This window comes from Paenibacillus sp. S02, from assembly GCF_019454065.1.
GTDB classification, from domain to species: Bacteria; Bacillota; Bacilli; order Paenibacillales; family Paenibacillaceae; genus Paenibacillus; species Paenibacillus polymyxa_B.
Genome location: NZ_CP073682.1, coordinates 254,500 through 271,217, shown reverse-complemented (window position 1 = coordinate 271,217; position 16,718 = coordinate 254,500). Strand labels below are relative to the sequence as shown.

14 protein-coding genes are annotated in these 16,718 nt (G+C 45.6%); 3 read left to right on the top strand and 11 right to left on the bottom strand.

The features are described 5' to 3' along the window. Positions 1 to 50: 50 nt before the first annotated feature. The 3 genes from KAI36_RS01185 to KAI36_RS01175 form a co-directional block, all read right to left on the bottom strand. Entirely contained in the window at positions 51 to 1,667 is a 1,617-nt protein-coding gene (locus KAI36_RS01185; protein ID WP_220026676.1) for a DUF4179 domain-containing protein, read from the bottom strand. After that, entirely contained in the window at positions 1,651 to 2,169 is a 519-nt protein-coding gene (locus KAI36_RS01180) for an RNA polymerase sigma factor (RefSeq protein ID WP_025718786.1), read from the bottom strand. Before KAI36_RS01180 ends, KAI36_RS01185 begins: the two co-directional genes overlap by 17 nt. 247 nt (positions 2,170 to 2,416) lie before the next feature. Further along, positions 2,417 to 3,355, bottom strand: coding sequence for a YwqG family protein (locus tag KAI36_RS01175; protein WP_220026674.1), 939 nt, complete (start codon positions 3,353 to 3,355; stop codon positions 2,417 to 2,419). 195 nt (positions 3,356 to 3,550) lie between these two features. Between KAI36_RS01175 and KAI36_RS01170 the strand changes: the two genes are divergently transcribed. Next, positions 3,551 to 3,814, top strand: a complete 264-nt coding sequence (locus KAI36_RS01170) for an AbrB/MazE/SpoVT family DNA-binding domain-containing protein (RefSeq protein WP_025718789.1) — start codon at positions 3,551 to 3,553, stop codon at positions 3,812 to 3,814. Continuing rightward, a complete protein-coding gene (locus KAI36_RS01165) occupies positions 3,811 to 4,215 on the top strand; it encodes a type II toxin-antitoxin system death-on-curing family toxin (RefSeq protein ID WP_220026673.1) in 405 nt (134 codons plus the stop codon). The genes KAI36_RS01170 and KAI36_RS01165 overlap by 4 nt, the downstream gene beginning before the upstream one ends. 38 nt (positions 4,216 to 4,253) lie before the next feature. Here KAI36_RS01165 and KAI36_RS01160 read toward each other — a convergent pair whose 3' ends face one another. The 6 genes from KAI36_RS01160 to KAI36_RS01135 all read right to left on the bottom strand — a co-directional run bounded on the left by KAI36_RS01160 (position 4,254) and on the right by KAI36_RS01135 (position 11,981). After that, positions 4,254 to 6,221, bottom strand: a complete 1,968-nt coding sequence (locus KAI36_RS01160; protein ID WP_220026671.1) for a BglG family transcription antiterminator — start codon at positions 6,219 to 6,221, stop codon at positions 4,254 to 4,256. Between the two features lie 46 nt (positions 6,222 to 6,267). Further along, on the bottom strand, positions 6,268 to 8,943 hold the full coding sequence (mngB, locus tag KAI36_RS01155; RefSeq protein WP_258297446.1) for a mannosylglycerate hydrolase: 2,676 nt from the start codon (positions 8,941 to 8,943) through the stop codon (positions 6,268 to 6,270). 44 nt (positions 8,944 to 8,987) lie between these two features. Further along, complete coding sequence (locus KAI36_RS01150) at positions 8,988 to 10,103, bottom strand: PTS fructose transporter subunit IIC (protein WP_220028019.1); 1,116 nt, start codon at positions 10,101 to 10,103, stop codon at positions 8,988 to 8,990. A 99-nt stretch (positions 10,104 to 10,202) separates the two neighbouring features. Continuing rightward, positions 10,203 to 10,520, bottom strand: a complete 318-nt coding sequence (locus tag KAI36_RS01145) for a PTS fructose transporter subunit IIB (RefSeq protein WP_023986530.1) — start codon at positions 10,518 to 10,520, stop codon at positions 10,203 to 10,205. After that, positions 10,520 to 10,975, bottom strand: a complete 456-nt coding sequence (locus KAI36_RS01140) for a PTS sugar transporter subunit IIA (protein WP_025718799.1) — start codon at positions 10,973 to 10,975, stop codon at positions 10,520 to 10,522. The genes KAI36_RS01145 and KAI36_RS01140 overlap by 1 nt, the downstream gene beginning before the upstream one ends. Positions 10,976 to 11,087: 112 nt before the next feature. Continuing rightward, positions 11,088 to 11,981: an AraC family transcriptional regulator gene (locus KAI36_RS01135; protein ID WP_220026669.1), complete on the bottom strand. Its 894-nt coding sequence runs from the start codon at positions 11,979 to 11,981 to the stop codon at positions 11,088 to 11,090. A gap of 130 nt (positions 11,982 to 12,111) precedes the next feature. Between KAI36_RS01135 and KAI36_RS01130 the strand changes: the two genes are divergently transcribed. Then, entirely contained in the window at positions 12,112 to 14,370 is a 2,259-nt protein-coding gene (locus KAI36_RS01130) for a glycoside hydrolase family 127 protein (protein ID WP_220026668.1), read from the top strand. Positions 14,371 to 14,689: 319 nt separating this feature from the next. On the opposite strand, the gene KAI36_RS01125 is transcribed toward KAI36_RS01130, so the two are convergent. Continuing rightward, positions 14,690 to 15,838 carry an RDD family protein gene (locus KAI36_RS01125; protein ID WP_220026667.1) on the bottom strand — a complete coding sequence of 383 codons (1,149 nt, stop codon included), beginning with the start codon at positions 15,836 to 15,838 and terminating at the stop codon, positions 14,690 to 14,692. Further along, positions 15,816 to 16,688 carry a LysR family transcriptional regulator gene (locus KAI36_RS01120; RefSeq protein ID WP_220026665.1) on the bottom strand — a complete coding sequence of 291 codons (873 nt, stop codon included), beginning with the start codon at positions 16,686 to 16,688 and terminating at the stop codon, positions 15,816 to 15,818. The genes KAI36_RS01125 and KAI36_RS01120 overlap by 23 nt, the downstream gene beginning before the upstream one ends. Between the last annotated feature and the right edge of the window lie 30 nt (positions 16,689 to 16,718).

Genomic DNA, 16,718 nt, shown 5'->3' with positions numbered 1-16,718 from the left:
GAAGGGCTTTTGTATTTACGTATCTGCAGAATAGGCAGCGCTCGCCATATCTATTTCAAAATAACTTCAATATCACGTCCAGGATCGCTGTACTTGTAGATGCCAGGATTTAGTTCCAATTTTCCGTCTAATTCAATGTTTTTGTAACGGTCAACATTAACTCCTGTGGATACCATACCCTTCGCAATGATCTCAGGCACTACTTCTTTGCCGTTAATTCGCATCGTTGTTTGGTTGACGCCTTTGAAGCCAGGGGAACCGGATTTCGATTCGACAATCAAATCTTTTCCTTCTGTATAGTATGTGAAATCAATTTGATAACCGTCCGCATTAAGCTCAGCGAACTGTTTTTCTTCTTTAGGTTTATGAAGAGTGATCCAATTCTTAGACGTATCACGTTTCTCGATGACAGCATCTTTCAATATAAGTTTCATTGGAACATCAGACCAGTCCTTATACCACTCTGGAGATTCAAATTGATATAAGTGTTGATAATTTTCAGGACCAGCTCCTTTAATATTCCACCCTCCGTTAATTTTTTTATCACCTATTACCAGCTGAGCTGTTTTATAATGAACAATTCCTTTTTTAAGTGAATCACGCTCTGTTACTAGAATTTCAATATCCAAGGGGGTAATAATCAGTTGGTCTAAGGTAGTGCCTGTATTTTCTTGGAATTCAGCGCTGCTATGCAGCTTCTTGGAATAAATCGCTTCACTTGCTTTTTTTCCATCCGCTTCAAATTCGAACTTCCAAGTACCTTCAATTCGTTTTGCTTCCTCAATATAACAAAAATGAGGGTTTGCCTTTTTCCAATCTTGTGCAGTCATGTTGAATACCTGCTCAATATGCAAGTCTGAGCTGTCGCTAGGTAGAATGGTTGGGATTGCGTCTATCTCTTTGTCGCCCACTTTCATTACCAAATGCGGGTTCCCACGTCCTAGATCGGATGGAGCTGCAGCAACTCTAAAGCGGACAACAGTCTTGTTGTTGGTTTGTCGAACGGATTCTATATAAATGTTAGGATACTGCTTGGTCCCGGTAACGAGGGTATCTCCGGCTTGATGATCCGTCTTTAAAGGAATATCCTGATTACGATAAAAAATTAGATTCTGAGCCTCAAGTGTGTAATCTTTTTTACGCTCCTTTAAAGTATCAATAGTTTCATAAATGCCAAGGAGTTTCTGGCTTTTAGGATCGTAATTTAAATATCCGTGTGCTTGTTCCTTGGTATCAGAATTGCTAGTTACCGTAGTTTTCTCTATAGCAAACCCAATATAACTGGTTGGATCAATTCCTGGATCCAGAGAAATAAGCATTTTCATTTTTTCGCCATCCGTTACAACACCATTCAAATTCATCGTAATGCCTGCATTGGATGCTTTTAGATCATACCGTTGTCCAATACCATTATTTAGCGCATTGGTTACACTACGTCCGCCTATTCTATCCCAATTGATTGTCACACTAGCGAATACAGGGATGGCGACGAGCAGAAAACATGAGAATACGATACTCGCTGGAGCAATTTTTGCTCTATGCATAGGTACTTCCTGTGACTGTTGCAGAGTTGCTTTTCGTTTGGTTGCTTCCTGTTCTATATTTACCCACATTGCATCATATTCAGGTTGAGGAATGTTCTGCTCTTTTTCAAAATACCGACTCACTGCTACTCATCTCCTTTACTTGGGATATCACCATTTTTTTTAGCAGTTTAAGCCCCCGATTTAATCTAGATTTAGCTGTTCCTTCGGGTATATTTATAACTCTAGAGATCTCCGGCACAGTCAATTCGTTTACATAACGAAGGACCACGACCATTCGAATTTTATCTGGAAGCTTGTTATATAGCTTCTGTAGCTCTGTCTTAGTTTCTTGATGATATAAGCTCTCTTCCACCGGATTAAATGAATGAGGGCGTGACAATAAAAAAGTTCGTATTTCCTTCATCAGTCCAGTTTTCCGCCTTCTAAGCACATTGCTGCACTCATTAGAAGCAATTCGCAAAATCCATGATTTGAGATCTTGTACTTTGGACCTGTCGGCCAAAAGTGCTTTGACAAACACTTCCTGGCAAACATCTTCTGCATCTGCTTGATTTTGCATCAAATAATAACAAAAATAATATATCTGCTCCTTATATAGCTCAAACAGCTCTCGATCAGTCATATACGTGTGCACCTCCCTTGTTGTGTTCTCATCTATTAAGACTAATAACGGAGTACAATCGTTCATTTACATCGAAAAAAGGCGGCCCTATATAGGACCACCTATTATTGATCGTTCGATTTCCGACACTCGGGCAAAACAAACCTACTGTGCCACATGCTCAATTCACTGCTTTTATCAATCAAAAAACCGCCCTGCTCTAACCGCCAACATTTGCCCTAAATCAGCATGAGTCTGCCGCACCGGGCTAGCTCGTAGCAAGATTGACATATGTCTTCGAGAAATCAAGGTTCTTCAAGTCTCTTTGATCGATCAAAAATTCCAAATACCCTGCGTCCCACCAGCACATACCAACCTCATCCAAAGAAGAGACCGAGAGCAGAACATGCCAATTTTCCGAAGCCTGATCGTGCTTTTCCCGATTCGTTTGATATTCTTGCAGCTGAGGCAGCACCTCGGATCGTAAATGCTTCGCATAATCCGTACTTCCCCTATGCATAGCTTGCTCGGTTTCCTTATGAATCTGACTCTCACTCTTATGCCAGTTAAACAGAAGACCCTCCAGCCCGTTTCGGCGTAGATAAGCATCCCGCCGGGTGTTCCCTGCAAAAGATTGATGCTGACCCCACACCGTGTCACTTTGTTCACAAACAAGCTCATACAGCTCTTCATACTGATCTACAAGAACATCTCCTAGCTCACCCTCCGACCGAAGGGTAACAATCGGCTGAAAAGAAATTGCATAAGATGTGAAACCCCTGTTCTCAACACATACTTCAACCTTCCCGGTCGGTGGCAAGGTTTTCTTCAAAGCGCTGCTGTCACCGTTATAGTAAAAGATTTTATGGTCAATATCATAGGCGGGCTCATCCAGCCCAAGAAAAAAGTAAAGTATACCCTTATGAGGCAACCCCTCGTATGGGGAAAAAGGCATTTCACCCAAATTGATTTGAGCAATAAAACTGTAATATTCTCCGTCTGAATCACACGGCCACTCGATCGAGGGTGGCAGATCTGGATAGCCGGCGATCCGACTATTTCCAATGTGTTCGTAATTTTCCTCATGCTCCACATGAAATTGTATAGCAGCTTGAGCTTCCTGATGAATCTCTTCTTTTAAATCTTCATCCAGTGAATACCCTTCCAGTATTCGAGTCAGTTCTTCCTTTAATGGTGGTTGTAGCATCTCGCTCGCCCCTTTTTCATGAAGTAATAAAATAGCCTGCAACCATTTAAACCCTTACCTCAGATTACCAAATAAAAGCCTGACAATCTATTTTTCTAGCAGATAAAAGCTGAATTAAAAAGTATATATTTATATACCCTGAAACCATGTATAATTGTTATAACAGTTGAATAGTATAATAAGGAGGATAAAGAGATGGGTAAGGTGATTGGAATGGAACGTAAAATTACTAAATTCGGAAACAGCTTAGGGATTACTATGACAGAAGCCATTAAGCAACTCGGACTGGGTCAAGGAGATACAGTTCAGGTTGAAGTAGATCACCAGAGCGGACAGATCATTATACAAAAATCGAACAAAATAACTCTGCCCTCAGGGCTAAGTGATGATTTTCTTGAAAATCTTTCTCAAGTAATGGATGCATATGACGAAACTCTTAAAGGACTCAAGGATAGATGAGCAGCATCCGTTTCTTAACCATTCAAGAAGTTATAGCTATTAATGTCGCCATGATTGAAAGATACAGCAAAGGCGAACAAATCGGCGTCAAAGATACCAGTCTACTTGAGTCTGCTGTTCTACGTCCTCAATCATCAGCTTTTAGTGAAGATGCGTACCCCACAATATTCAGCAAAGCCGCTGCATTATTCGAATCCCTAGGGCAAAACCCTCCTTTTCACAATGCAAACAAGCGAACAGCTTTTACTGCATTACTCATTTTTTTGCGCTACAATGGCTTTCAATTTAAAATGGATCAGAAAGCAGCCGAAGACTTTACTGTAGATATGGTTAATCATAAATTTTCGTTGAATCAGCTGGCTTTATTAATCGAGCTCCACTCTTCCAAACTACATGTGTGAACCCAAAAAAGAGATCATGAATGATCTCTTTTTTAGGTTCAATGGTAATCATTGCTCTTGACTGCAAGCACCTGACGGGCAATTAGCATAAAGGCATCAAAGGAGTGGCAATGCTTTAATCGTTCCAGCGTCTCTTCCTGGCGGATCAGTTCTACAAACAAATCATAAATCCCCATAGCTTGCTCGTAGTCCTCTTTGCAGATTGAAAGCAGGAATACCACATGAACCTCATGGTTGGCATCCCAAGGAATCGGATTTTCCAGCAAGCACACGCTTACGACCGTTCGGTTAGAGCTTAGCTCCAGGGGATGGGGAATGGCCATCCCTCGATCCAGTGCAGTAGAGCCCAGCTTCTCTCTTTCTTTGACTGCTGGCAAAAACTTGTCGGTCACCACTCCTTTTTGCTTTAAAATACCACTCATTTCTTCAATCAGGGCATCTTTGCTCGGCTGATCGGATCGGGTCATAAACCATTGCTTGTCAAAATACCGTAGCAGTGAAGTTTCCTGTTCCTCATCGCTGGCCCGTACCATCCGCGTCATTGTCTCCATATCCCGTTCCGAAGGAATCGGGCTAATCACCGCGGACGGTTTATCCTTACGCTGCTGCAAGTGAATGGTCGAAACGACGAGGTCCTCATCGACGGTGGACATCTCCTCGTATTCCCGAAGTGAAACCACTCGGGATACATCCAGCTCAGCGAACAGCGAACGCAGCCTGGATTCTAGAATCCGGGCGGTTCCATAGCCGGAGCCGCACACCAGCAACACGGTTTTACGACGCCGATGAGGGATATTGTATTTGCGTTCCAATGCAGCCCCGATATGAAGTGCCAAATAACCGATTTCGTTATCGTTGATGTCGTACGGAAACGATTTTTGTAGTTCTTTTACCGCACCAACTGTGATTTCATAGGCAAGCGGATAATACTTGCGAATATGTCCAAGCAGTGGATTACGCATGTTCATACCATGCTCCAGCCGGGTCAGCATTGGCTTCAAATGTACAAATAAATCCTTGGACAGCCGTTCGTCGTCACGCAAGTCATAGGTAAAGCGTTCGTAGACGAATGTCAGCATCCCACGCACTGCCAAAAAGAGACGGTCAGACTGGAGGCGCTCCCACTCGGTTTCGGCCATCTTTTTGCTGACGACATGCAGCAGAACATAATCGAACTCTCCTTCAGGACAGGTGATGCCAAAGACCTCTTCCATCTCCCTCAGCATGGCGCTAGCCAATTCAATATCCCGCTGACTGCCCACCACCGCCTCAAAGCGTTCTAAACCATGTCCTTCCTTCACTCGCAGCACCATGACCGCCAAATGAGTGATGAGATCTTTGAGCGCCAAATCAGCCATTTTGGTCCCAACGCTCCGCAAATGCTTTAGAATAATTGTCCGGATCTGCGGTAGATCCAATCCTTGAAACAGCTGTTGTTGTTCCAAGGGCATGTCGCTACGTTGTCCCTCTTCATCGCGGACGTCAGCATATTCGGCCAGGCAGTAACGAATACTCTTTTCTTCCCCAATCACCTTTACACCATGTCCCGGCTTGGTGCGTAGGGTGAGACTATAATCCTCCAGAATCCGACGGATGATTTTAGAATCATTATTCATCGTGGCCCGGCTAATATATAGCTCATCGGCGAGATCTTCCATCTTCACGTATTCCCTCGCATTCAGCAGCTTGAACAGCTCATACCGTATGCGCTCTTCTGGAGCCCCCGGTAGCCGCTGACTTACTTCTGTTTCTTCCTGACTTTCATCCGCAAAAAAATAGTATTTCTCACGATCATCAACCCTAATCGTATAGCCGCTACCCCTCTTGGATTCCAGATATGCTCCATATTCATTCAGCATACTGTCCAGCTTCTTAAGATCATCGCGGATGGTCCGCTCTGTTACCTCCAGCCGCTCAGCGAGCGCTTTGGTGGTCCAAGACCAGCCTTGATCATTTCCACTGACGAGCTGGTACAGCTTTTTCAAGCGTTTGTAGGGAAAAATCATGTAGATATAAGACCCCCTTTCCGATAAACCGTATTTTACTTCCACGTTATTTCAATTCCGGGGTTACCAGTACCGTTAACAGCTTACAATGCTGCAATTCCGGCAATTGTGCACCTTCCCTATCGGACGAAACCAATGTTTCTCCCTTGGAACGCTCATCCAGCGAAACCAACTCGTAGTGGGCCGATTCGCTGTATGTGATATGTGCAGTCGCATTTTTCTCTAAATAAGGATTAAATACACGGACGATATAACCATCACTATGCTCTGCTTTCTTGAATGCACTCAAGATTACATTGGAATCCTTGCTAAAAGATAACAGGCTATAGTTTTGCTCAAATATTCTTTCTTCGTCTCGGAAGGCAAAAATTAAACGACCGTTCAGAAAATCAGACAGCTGGTAGCTGGACAATGGTGTTAAATATTCCTTGGCCGCTTGAGCGATGCCCGCCTCGTCAAACCCGGACTCTTGGACATGTAGAGCAAACGTAAATGAAAGCTCACCGAGCAGCTGTGCATCTGGCGTTTCTACGATCTTTTCTCCTGAGGCACGACCCGGGCGGTATAGCAAATTCTCCTTGCCCATATAACCAAAAGTACGGAATAACGTCAGCGCTATTGTATCATGTTCATGCCCAATGATTTCATATTCCCTTACTCCTTCGGTCATCACGGCTACTCCACGGGAACCATCGTTTAACGCAACATAGCTTTGCATAGCTTCGATGGTGATCGGCTTTTCCGTCCACTGCTCCCGTTCCCATACCTTTACTTCCTCCAGCGTAGTTGGACGGGCAATGACTCCGAACGGCTGATCTGCAATAGATAGCTTAGAGGCAATCCCGGTATCAAATAGCACCCGCAGACGGTGACTCAGCACTCGGTTGTCCACATCCACCGAGAAGCGTATCAGGCGTTCACCTTTCCGCAAGGAGACCGATGCCTGCAGTGGCAACTCAGCTGAAGTCCCAGCAGCGGAACGCTCATTTAAATCATACGGAACCTTCAGTTTCATCCGAAGGGACAATTCTTCGGATACCGTACTTTTGGATGTTATCGTCTCCACATCAGTACCAAGCGAAGAAACTGTAAGATCACGTTCCGGTGGAGAATAGTTGTAGGAATCTCCATCATCTCCGTTGTCCTCGAACACCATCTGATCTGAGTACACACGTCCCGAAATTTTATCCGTGATGCTTAATGCCCCGTTCTCCTGTACGGCTATGCTATAGATTTCATTTTCAATATGTTTTCCGTTGCTACGTTCTGCTGTTGCATCCCCTGTTGCACTAAAATCAAATATAATTTGTGTGTACCCCATAGCAGGTACTTCCTGAAGCTCCACCAACAGCTTGGCACGGAATACACGCTCAGGCAGGTACACCTTTTTGCTCGGATTCAGATCAATATGCTGACCGAGCACGTAGTCTGTTTGTTCCACTTTCTCGGTAATCGTATACAAAAGCTGCTGACCGTTCGTATCCCGAATGACAAAGCTTCCTTCCGGCAAGTAAGCATCAATTTCTGTCACTCCCTTGCGCGGGTAAGGCAACGTATTAAAGATGGTGAAGGCAAAAGTCTCCTCCTGCTTAATCTTCGACGCGATCAGTCGCTTGTGCAGCTCCAATACATTCTCCGCGATATCCCTTGCCTGTTTATAACGAAAAGCCACATCCCGATTTGTCGTATCACTATTGCATCCACCAATGCTGTCGTGGGCTGCATTTTCAAACAAGAGCTTCCATATATCCTTCACGATATAATGTGGATATTCATGCCCAAGTGCATGGCTGATCGACAGTACAGGCTCCAGCGTGTTCACGATTAAATGTTCAATCTCGTTATTTTGCTGCTTAAGGTCAGCCCGTGTGGAAAAAATCGACTTATGAATACGCATATGCTTGGCTTCCATAAGCTCTCCTTCCAGTACAGGAAGGTCGTTGCTGTCCTTTTCAATCTCTTCAAGGAAACGTTCCGGCTCATTCATCACATATTCTCGTTCCGGGTCCAGCTCGTTGAATGTGCGAATCAATTCTGGCAAGTTTAGACGGATAGGTGCTTGATCGAAGCCGTTGGGAAAATAAACATGGCGGGTGGACGCTTTTTCTTCCAGCGCACCGATCTGGCTGTCGAGATACGCCTCAAGTTCTCCCGCTTCCTCTGGAATATTTCCACCATAGTAGTAGCCAAACGGCATCTGTACCGCAAACACCTGACTGCCATCCGACCCCTTCCACAAAAACTCGGTTTTAGGATTCGTATTATCTGCCACCCCGCGCCAGAATAGAAAATGCCGAATACCGAACTCCTGATAAATCTGCGGCATCTGCGCCGACTGGCCGAAGGCATCCGGCACATAACCGACCTTCATGGCATGACCATATTTCTGCGCCGTTTCCATACCGTAATACAGATTACGGACCATCGATTCACCGGAAATCACCAATTGATCCGTCTGCGTATACCACGGTCCGGTCATCAGGCGTTTATCGCTTACCAGACGGCGAATGCGCTCTTCATCCTCCGGGCACCAGCGGGTATAATCGTCAAGCAAGGACCCTTGGGCATCCAAAAGATAGTATTTAAAACCGTCCCCATTCTCCAACGCATCCAATACTTCTTTCACATGCTTCACCAAGTAGACTTTGGATCTGGAAGTGGTAAAATACCATTCCCGATCCCAGTGAGTATGTGGTATGACATGCACTTTCGTACGGCTCATATCTCGTTCTCCCTCCATGCTGTCTATTCTTTATCTAGTGATATTTAGTCAAATACAAGCTCAATGTCTTCTCCATTTTTCTTAACAGAGGCCTCTTTCGTTTCAACCTGCTGCTGTTCTTCCTCACGGAAATTGACGAGCAAGGTTCCTGCCACAATGATTAATGCGCCTGTAACCCCTCCAGCCAGATATGCAAACGGAGTGCCTACGGAGATGGCGCCATACAAACCGCCAATTGGAGGCATGATGACATGTGCGCCCAGCAAAGCCGTCAATCCTGCACCTGCTGCGCAGGCAATCATGTTTATTGGAATCAGCTTGGCAGGGTTACGTAGTGTAAATGGAATAGCCCCTTCCGTAATTCCGATAATACCCATGATCACGGAGCCTTTTCCAGCTTCCCGATACGTTTTGGAAAAGCGACGCTTCAGAATCAGGGTTGCAATTCCATAGCCCAGAGGTGGAATACAGATCGCAATATTTACGAAAATATTGGGTAAATATACACCCGACAGGAATAACGCATTTCCCGCCATCCAGGCTGCTTTATTCACAGGACCCCCAAGATCGAACCCAATCATGGCTCCCAAAATCAAGGCTAGCGCCAAGGTGCTGGTTCCGCTCTCACTCATATGCTTAATCCAGTTGACCAGTCCTTCATTAATCGCGCTCAACGGCCCACCCAGGATGACGGACATGAGAATCCCGGTTAAACCTACCGTAATGAGTGGCAAAATAATCAGTGGAACAGAACCTGCGGCCGGGCCTGTGATTTTCACTTTGTTTTTCACCCAGAGGGTGAGATACCCGGCGAAAAAGCCTGCAACAAGAGCGCCCAAGAATCCCGCATTCGTCTCCTGTGCCAGCACGCCGCCAATCAACCCTGCAGCAAGTGCAGGCTTGTCGGCAATCGAATAAGCGATATACCCAGCCAGAACCATGTTTAGCAGTCCAATTCCGCGCCAACCTACATTTTCAACTAAGTATAAAATATGAAGAAAACCGCTTTTGTCAGCATATGGACCAAAGTCAGTGACACCCATGGTCAGACCGATGATTTTACACACGGCAACAATCAAGGAGCCTGCAATAATAACCGGAAGCAAATAAGAAATGCCTGTCATCAGATGCTTTTTAGCTTCACTCAGCCATTTTTTCATCATGTTCTCCCCCATCATGAATACTACTGTTATTCAAAGGCTCATCGGATATCATTCAAGCCAGCTATGCTGCTGATTGTCCGTGTTGCCTTCCTAATCTTATTTTTGAGCAGAGATGGCCTCCACCGCTTTGGTAAGAACCGCTTCTGCATTGTTGACCGCATGACCGATTTTGACGCGAACGATTCTTTTATCTTCAAAACGCTCTGCATCCTTCACTGTCTGATCCGAAGCAATCAGTACAAAATCCGCCGCGGCAATGTCTTCCTCCGTAAGTTTGTTCACTTGGCCTAGTGCGCCTTGCTGTTCCACTTTAATATGGTGACCGAGCTGTGCCGCCGCTTTTTCCAGTGCTTTTGCCGCCATTGGAGTATGAGCCAACCCTGCGATACAGGATGTAACGCTTACAATTTTCATTATGACACCAACCCTTCTGTATACTGTTCCAGCAAATGATACACATCGCCGCTGCTATTGGCACCCGCTACCGCCTCTTTGAAGGAATCCTCTAAGAGCAGGGTTGCGAGCGAGGAAATAATTTGTAAGTGGGATACATCCACGGACCCTTTAGGCACCAAAATACTAAAAATATACTGGACAGGCTTGCCATCATGAGAGGCCCAGTCAATGCTATGTTCCAATCGGATCACGAGGACTGCTGGTCTGGTAACCACTTCGCTCTGCGTATGAGGTATGGCAAACTGATCCTGAAGCCCTGTCGAATATACCTTTTCCCTCTCCCACAAATCCTGCACCAGTTGCTCCCTATGGACGGTGACACCCAGCTTTTCAGCCTCTTGGGCAATAAACTCAAACACAGCCGATTTGGTCTCCAGCTTCTCATCCAAATAAATCTGTTCTCTAGTAATCATGGTGAATGTCTCTCCTCCCTTCTATCTATAGGTGAAACGCTTACAAATTTATTTTAGCCGACTCTTCCTCTATGTTTTATCTATAAAATTTCCCTATCCAAGCGGAAATGCACTAGACATTGTTCATAAATGTTTTGTGATAGGCATTCCGGTATTGGGAAGGAGTCATGTGGGCTCTCTTTTTGAACAAACGCATAAAATACTTATCATCGGTATATCCTGCCTCTTCGGCAACCTGCTTAATGCTCATATCTGTGCGGGAAATCAACTCTTTGGCTTTGTTGATACGAATACTGTGAATGAACTCCAAGGGACGCATGCCTGTATTTTGCTTGAACAAACGAGATATATAATCCTTGTTGTAATTGAATTTTCGAGCTAAATCCGTCACGGTCAACGGCTCTTCAGCATGAATTCGGGTCCACTCGATAATTTTGTTAAAACTCACATTCCCCTGTGAACTGACAGGATTGGAAAGCAAGCGGCTAAGCGCCAGTTCAGATATCTCGATCAGCAACGAGGTGAACAAATAATTTGCACTGTGATACGTAAGGTAATGTGAGTTGGCTACATGCAAAATCTGATTGACGATAATATGAATCCGATCTCCGTTGTCTGCCTGTACACATTGCGGTAAATAGATATCCCGCATCACACCGTGACGCTGCAAACGTCCACCCAAAGCACTTGTTTCCTGCTTCATTTCCTCATTAGATAATACATTCGGGGTCGTGGGAACATCGAAATGAAACCAATAAAATTTCACGCCTGGCAATGACTCCCGGTATCCTTTATGCGTACGACCGGGGTAAAGCAATAGAATATCTCCCTCGCCTACTTCAAAATCTTCCCGTTCCTCCCGTATATATACCGTCTCTTGGACACCCAGGATCAGCTCAAAATTCTCAATGGAACGACTCATATGCTTCCAAGGCACCTCGTTAACAAACTCGCCTGCCGAGATCAGTTGGATCGGAGCATCTACATTCACTTTCAGATAGGTCATGTTATCGCCTCTTTAGATTCATGTTCGGATTTGTCCACCCATTGTATGGTTAAGCTACTGACATACCGCGATTGCAATGCTAATGTAGTGTAGAAATATACACTTTCATCTTAGCTAAGGAGCGATGATTTTGAAAGCTAAAGCTTTTGACTTGCATAAAGTAAGGATTGATTCCGGCCCACTTTTACATGCGATGGAACTAAATACGGCCTACCTGCTGAGTTTGGAACCCGACCGTTTATTATCACGCTTTCGTGAATATGCAGGACTGGAGCCCAAAGCAGCTCACTATGAGGGCTGGGAAGCGCGTGGCATCAGCGGACATACACTCGGTCACTACCTGTCCGGCTGTGCACTGATGTTTGCCTCCACAGGTGACGAAAGACTGCTGGAACGAGTGAACTATGTGGTTAGTGAACTAGAAATATGCCAAAACAGTCATGGAAACGGATACATTTCCGGCATTCCACGCGGAAAAGAGATTTTTGAGGAAGTAAAAGCCGGAGATATCCGCTCCCAGGGATTTGATCTGAACGGCGGTTGGGTGCCGCTATATACCATGCACAAGCTTTTTGCGGGCTTGCGTGATGCACATCTGCTGGCGCAACATCCCAAGGCCCTGTCTATAGAAATCAAACTCGGCAACTGGTTGGAGGATGTACTTCAAGGGCTGGACGATGATCAGGTGCAGCAGGTGCTGCATTGCGAGTTTGGCGGTATGAACGAGGTGCTGACGGATCTGGCGGAACATTCAGGAGAAGAACGCTTTTTGAGCCTGGCGGAACGCTTTTATCACGGAGAGGTGCTCAATGATCTCGCAGATAGCCAAGATACGCTGGCAGGGCGACATGCCAATACGCAAATCCCCAAAATCATTGGCGCTGCACGGCAATTTGAAATGACGGGCAAACCTCAATATGCGGACCTATCTCGCTTTTTCTGGGATCGGGTTGTTCACAAGCATTCCTACGTGATCGGCGGCAATAGCTATAATGAACATTTTGGTGAACCCGGAAAGCTGAATGACCGTTTGGGCGAAGGTACCTGTGAAACCTGTAACACCTATAATATGCTGAAATTAACAAGACATATGTTCGAGTGGGACGCCTATGCAGCCTATGCCGACTACTATGAACGAGCGATGTTCAATCATATTCTGGCTTCACAGCAGCCTGTAGATGGACGTGTGTGCTATTTTGTATCACTGGAAATGGGAGGACACAAGTCCTTTAATTCTCAATATGAGGATTTCACATGCTGTGTCGGGTCCGGTATGGAAAGCCACTCCATGTACGGCACTGCGATTTATTTTCACACGCCAGAAACGATCTATGTCAATCAATATGTCCCTTCTACTGTGACATGGGACGAGATGGGCGTACAGCTCAAACAAGATACTCTCTTTCCGCAAAATGGACGGGGAACACTGCGCGTCATCAGCAAGGAGCCCAAATCCTTCGCGATCAAGCTAAGATGCCCTCATTGGGCGGAGCAAGGGATGATGATTAAAATCAACGGGGAAGAGTACGTCACAGAGGCTTGTCCTACCAGCTACGTTGTAATTGAACGGGAATGGAACAATGGGGATACGATCGAGTATGACATTCCTATGACCGTGAGAGTCGAGGAAATGCCGGATAATCCACGCCGAATTGCTTTTATGTATGGGCCGCTAGTGCTGGCTGGGGACCTTGGCCCTGTCACACCGGAATCCAACGAGGAGCATCTGCTTGCGTCTGTACTGATCGGAGCGGCCGACTCATTGACAACGAAGCTAATTGCTGACGGGAACGAGCCTAATACATTCCATATGACCGACTTAGGCTATATCGGAGACTTGAAGCTTCGTCCGTTTTATCAAATGTATGATCGCTCATATACCGTCTATTGGGATCTCTTTTCCCAGGAGGAATGGTCAGCAACAGAGGCAGAATATCGTACCGCGTTAGCGTATCAGCTAGAGCTGGAACGACTTACAGTCGACGTTGTGCAGCCTGCCGAAATGCAGCCTGAACGGGATCATGCCTTTACTGGAGAGCATGTAGGTCTGGGGTCCATCTATAACCGCAAATATCGCGATACATGGCCTGGGGGCTGGTTCTCTTTTGTCATGAAGGTGCTTCCAGATGAGCCTGTCCAATTGGCGGTCACTTATTTGAAGGACTTGAGCCGTCCTCATAGTGACTTTGACATCACTGCGGATGGTCAGATTTTAGGGGAAGGCAAGCTGGAGTCTGAGGAAATGAATAAATTCGAAACGTTCACCTATGAGCTTCCTCTATCTGTGACGGGCCACAAGAATGAAGTTACGATTCAATTCACAGCCCATCCACAAGGTAAAGTGGCGAAAGTAGCTGGATTACGAGTGATTAGACACTCTATTGTATGATCAAATTATCTATATAAATCTACTATAGCGCCACTACGCAGGCGGATAGTGCTTCCCATCGCCACCGCCCCCGAATTTCTGTAATAAAGTCTTTCATTGGTAGAAATCCGGGGGTGGTGATGCTTCCGAAGCGAGCTTTCCTACGGAAAGCTTTGAAAGCGACCGCTTCGCTTGTACAGCACTATTCCGCCTACTGCGTTTTTATGTTCGTTTTTTAAAGGAAGCTTATAAAACAACAAGCAGACGCTTCTATAAGCTGTCTGCTTGTTCCGCTTACTGCCTTATAACTTCGAATCATCGTTATTGCTTCATGTTCACTTCACAGCATGTTCATTTCACGGAAGCTGTCTCTAATCTTGCGCAGCTCTTGCTGTGCCCTGCTGTATCGGGAAGCGTAGGTCCAGGCAAGCACCTGATGATAATGTGAAGGCGTTTCAATCGTAGTCACGTTATACATGATCGGAGTCCCGTCTACTTCTCCTTTTAGAGTAAACTCAATGGCTGGGTATCCATTCACCACCAAGTCGGAGGCAATCCCCAATCCAGGGGCCGTAATTCCTGACACCAAATGATCCTCAATAATCCCTTTATATTCTTGAAGGGTCATACTGCTGTCAAAGTCGCTTTTCGGTTCAGACAATACAATTACATATCTTTCGGTCAATTCATTTTTAATGGAAATATCCGCGTCCTCATTAATCATATTATCTCGTGACCAATTCCACGGAGCCGTAACCGCAAACTGGCTATCCTTACTGGTAAATACCTCAGGCTTCACGATTTGAGTAATGAGCGTAGTAATTAAAGATACAGCAAAGACAATCGAAATGATCGTCATCAGGATGATTGCTCCTGCAAAAATCCCGGTTTTCTTTCTGCCCACCTTTCCCAAATCCCTTACCTTAACTACATATGTATTCGCAGCCATATCGCCAATCCGTTGTTTCCGAGGTGTCACCAGCACACATAACCCTGCGGGCAGTCCCAGAAAAAACAGCGGATTCGTATCTACCAGCTGTATGAGGGTGCGGATCAACGATTTCACAATGCCCGGCGGTTTCCCTTCTCCATTTACGACCTGAATGCGAAGTACAAACTTACCCAGCGTATAGCCTGTAATTCCTTCCAGCAATAAATAATAGCAGAAGGAGCCAATCAGGAAGAGTATCACTACCATACCCATATTGGGGGTTTCCGCTTCAGATACTTTTTTCGCTGTAAAATAAACCAGCCCTCCATACCCGAAGACGATAAGAATGAAGTCGATCATCCAGGCCGCCCATCTTCTGAAGAAGATAGAGGCTCCGTATGTTTCTGATAATACCGCCATCCTATCCGGTTCTCGTCGATGGTAGTTGCCACTCGTTGCATAGTGTCCCGGAGTTACTGTAGATGGATTGTTCGTTACATCATGTTCTTCCAAATGATACACCCCTGATGTCAATTTAATCCCGGTTAAGTATAACATCCTTTTTCATCCAGTGAAGCAAGCCTGACAGTGCACTGGAGTAAACCGAATCCCGCCGATAAACAAACCACACCTCTAATTTACGATATTCTTCAGGCAAACAATAAGAAGCAATATTTCCCGCCTCCTCTGCCTTTGCAATCGACGATTGTGGCAACATGGACACCCCCAGACCAGAGGCTACACCACCCAAAATGACCTCCAACGTTCCAAACTCCATAACCTGATACGCATCCACACCTGCTTCGCTCAGAAAGCTTTCTGCTCTTGTACGATGCGTGCAGCCTACGTCGAAGAACAGCATAGGCTTGGCAAGCAACTTGCCCATGTCCCTTTCTCCTGGTTCCGAGATGAGTACCAGTTCCTCTTCAAAAGCTGCAACATGCTCTATATGCGGATCTTCGACGGGGCCATAGACGAACGCTCCATCTAATTCGTAATTCAATACCTTTTGTACGAGATCATGTGTGCTGCCTGTCATAAGCGATAGATGGACATCAGGATATTGAGCGTGATATTCCGTCAATAAAGAAGTCAGATGTGTAACCGCCGCCGTCTCAATCGAGCCCAGTCGCAAAGGTCCCGCAGGCTGGTCTGAATATTGAGTGGACTTTACAGCCTCGTCGAGCAAGGTCAGTATGGTATCCGCATATTCCAGCAGATTCTCTCCTGCTGGCGTTAACGTCATTCCCCGGTTAGATCGGCGAAATAGCGGTACGTTCAATTGTGCCTCAAGCTGCTGAATTCGCGAAGTCACATTGGACTGTACATAATTCAAAACTTGCGCAGCCTTCGTGATACTGCCCTCGCGAGCGACGGCCCGAAAAATTTTCAAATCACTGCTTTCCATGTATACGTCACCTGCTTGGTATGATCATTT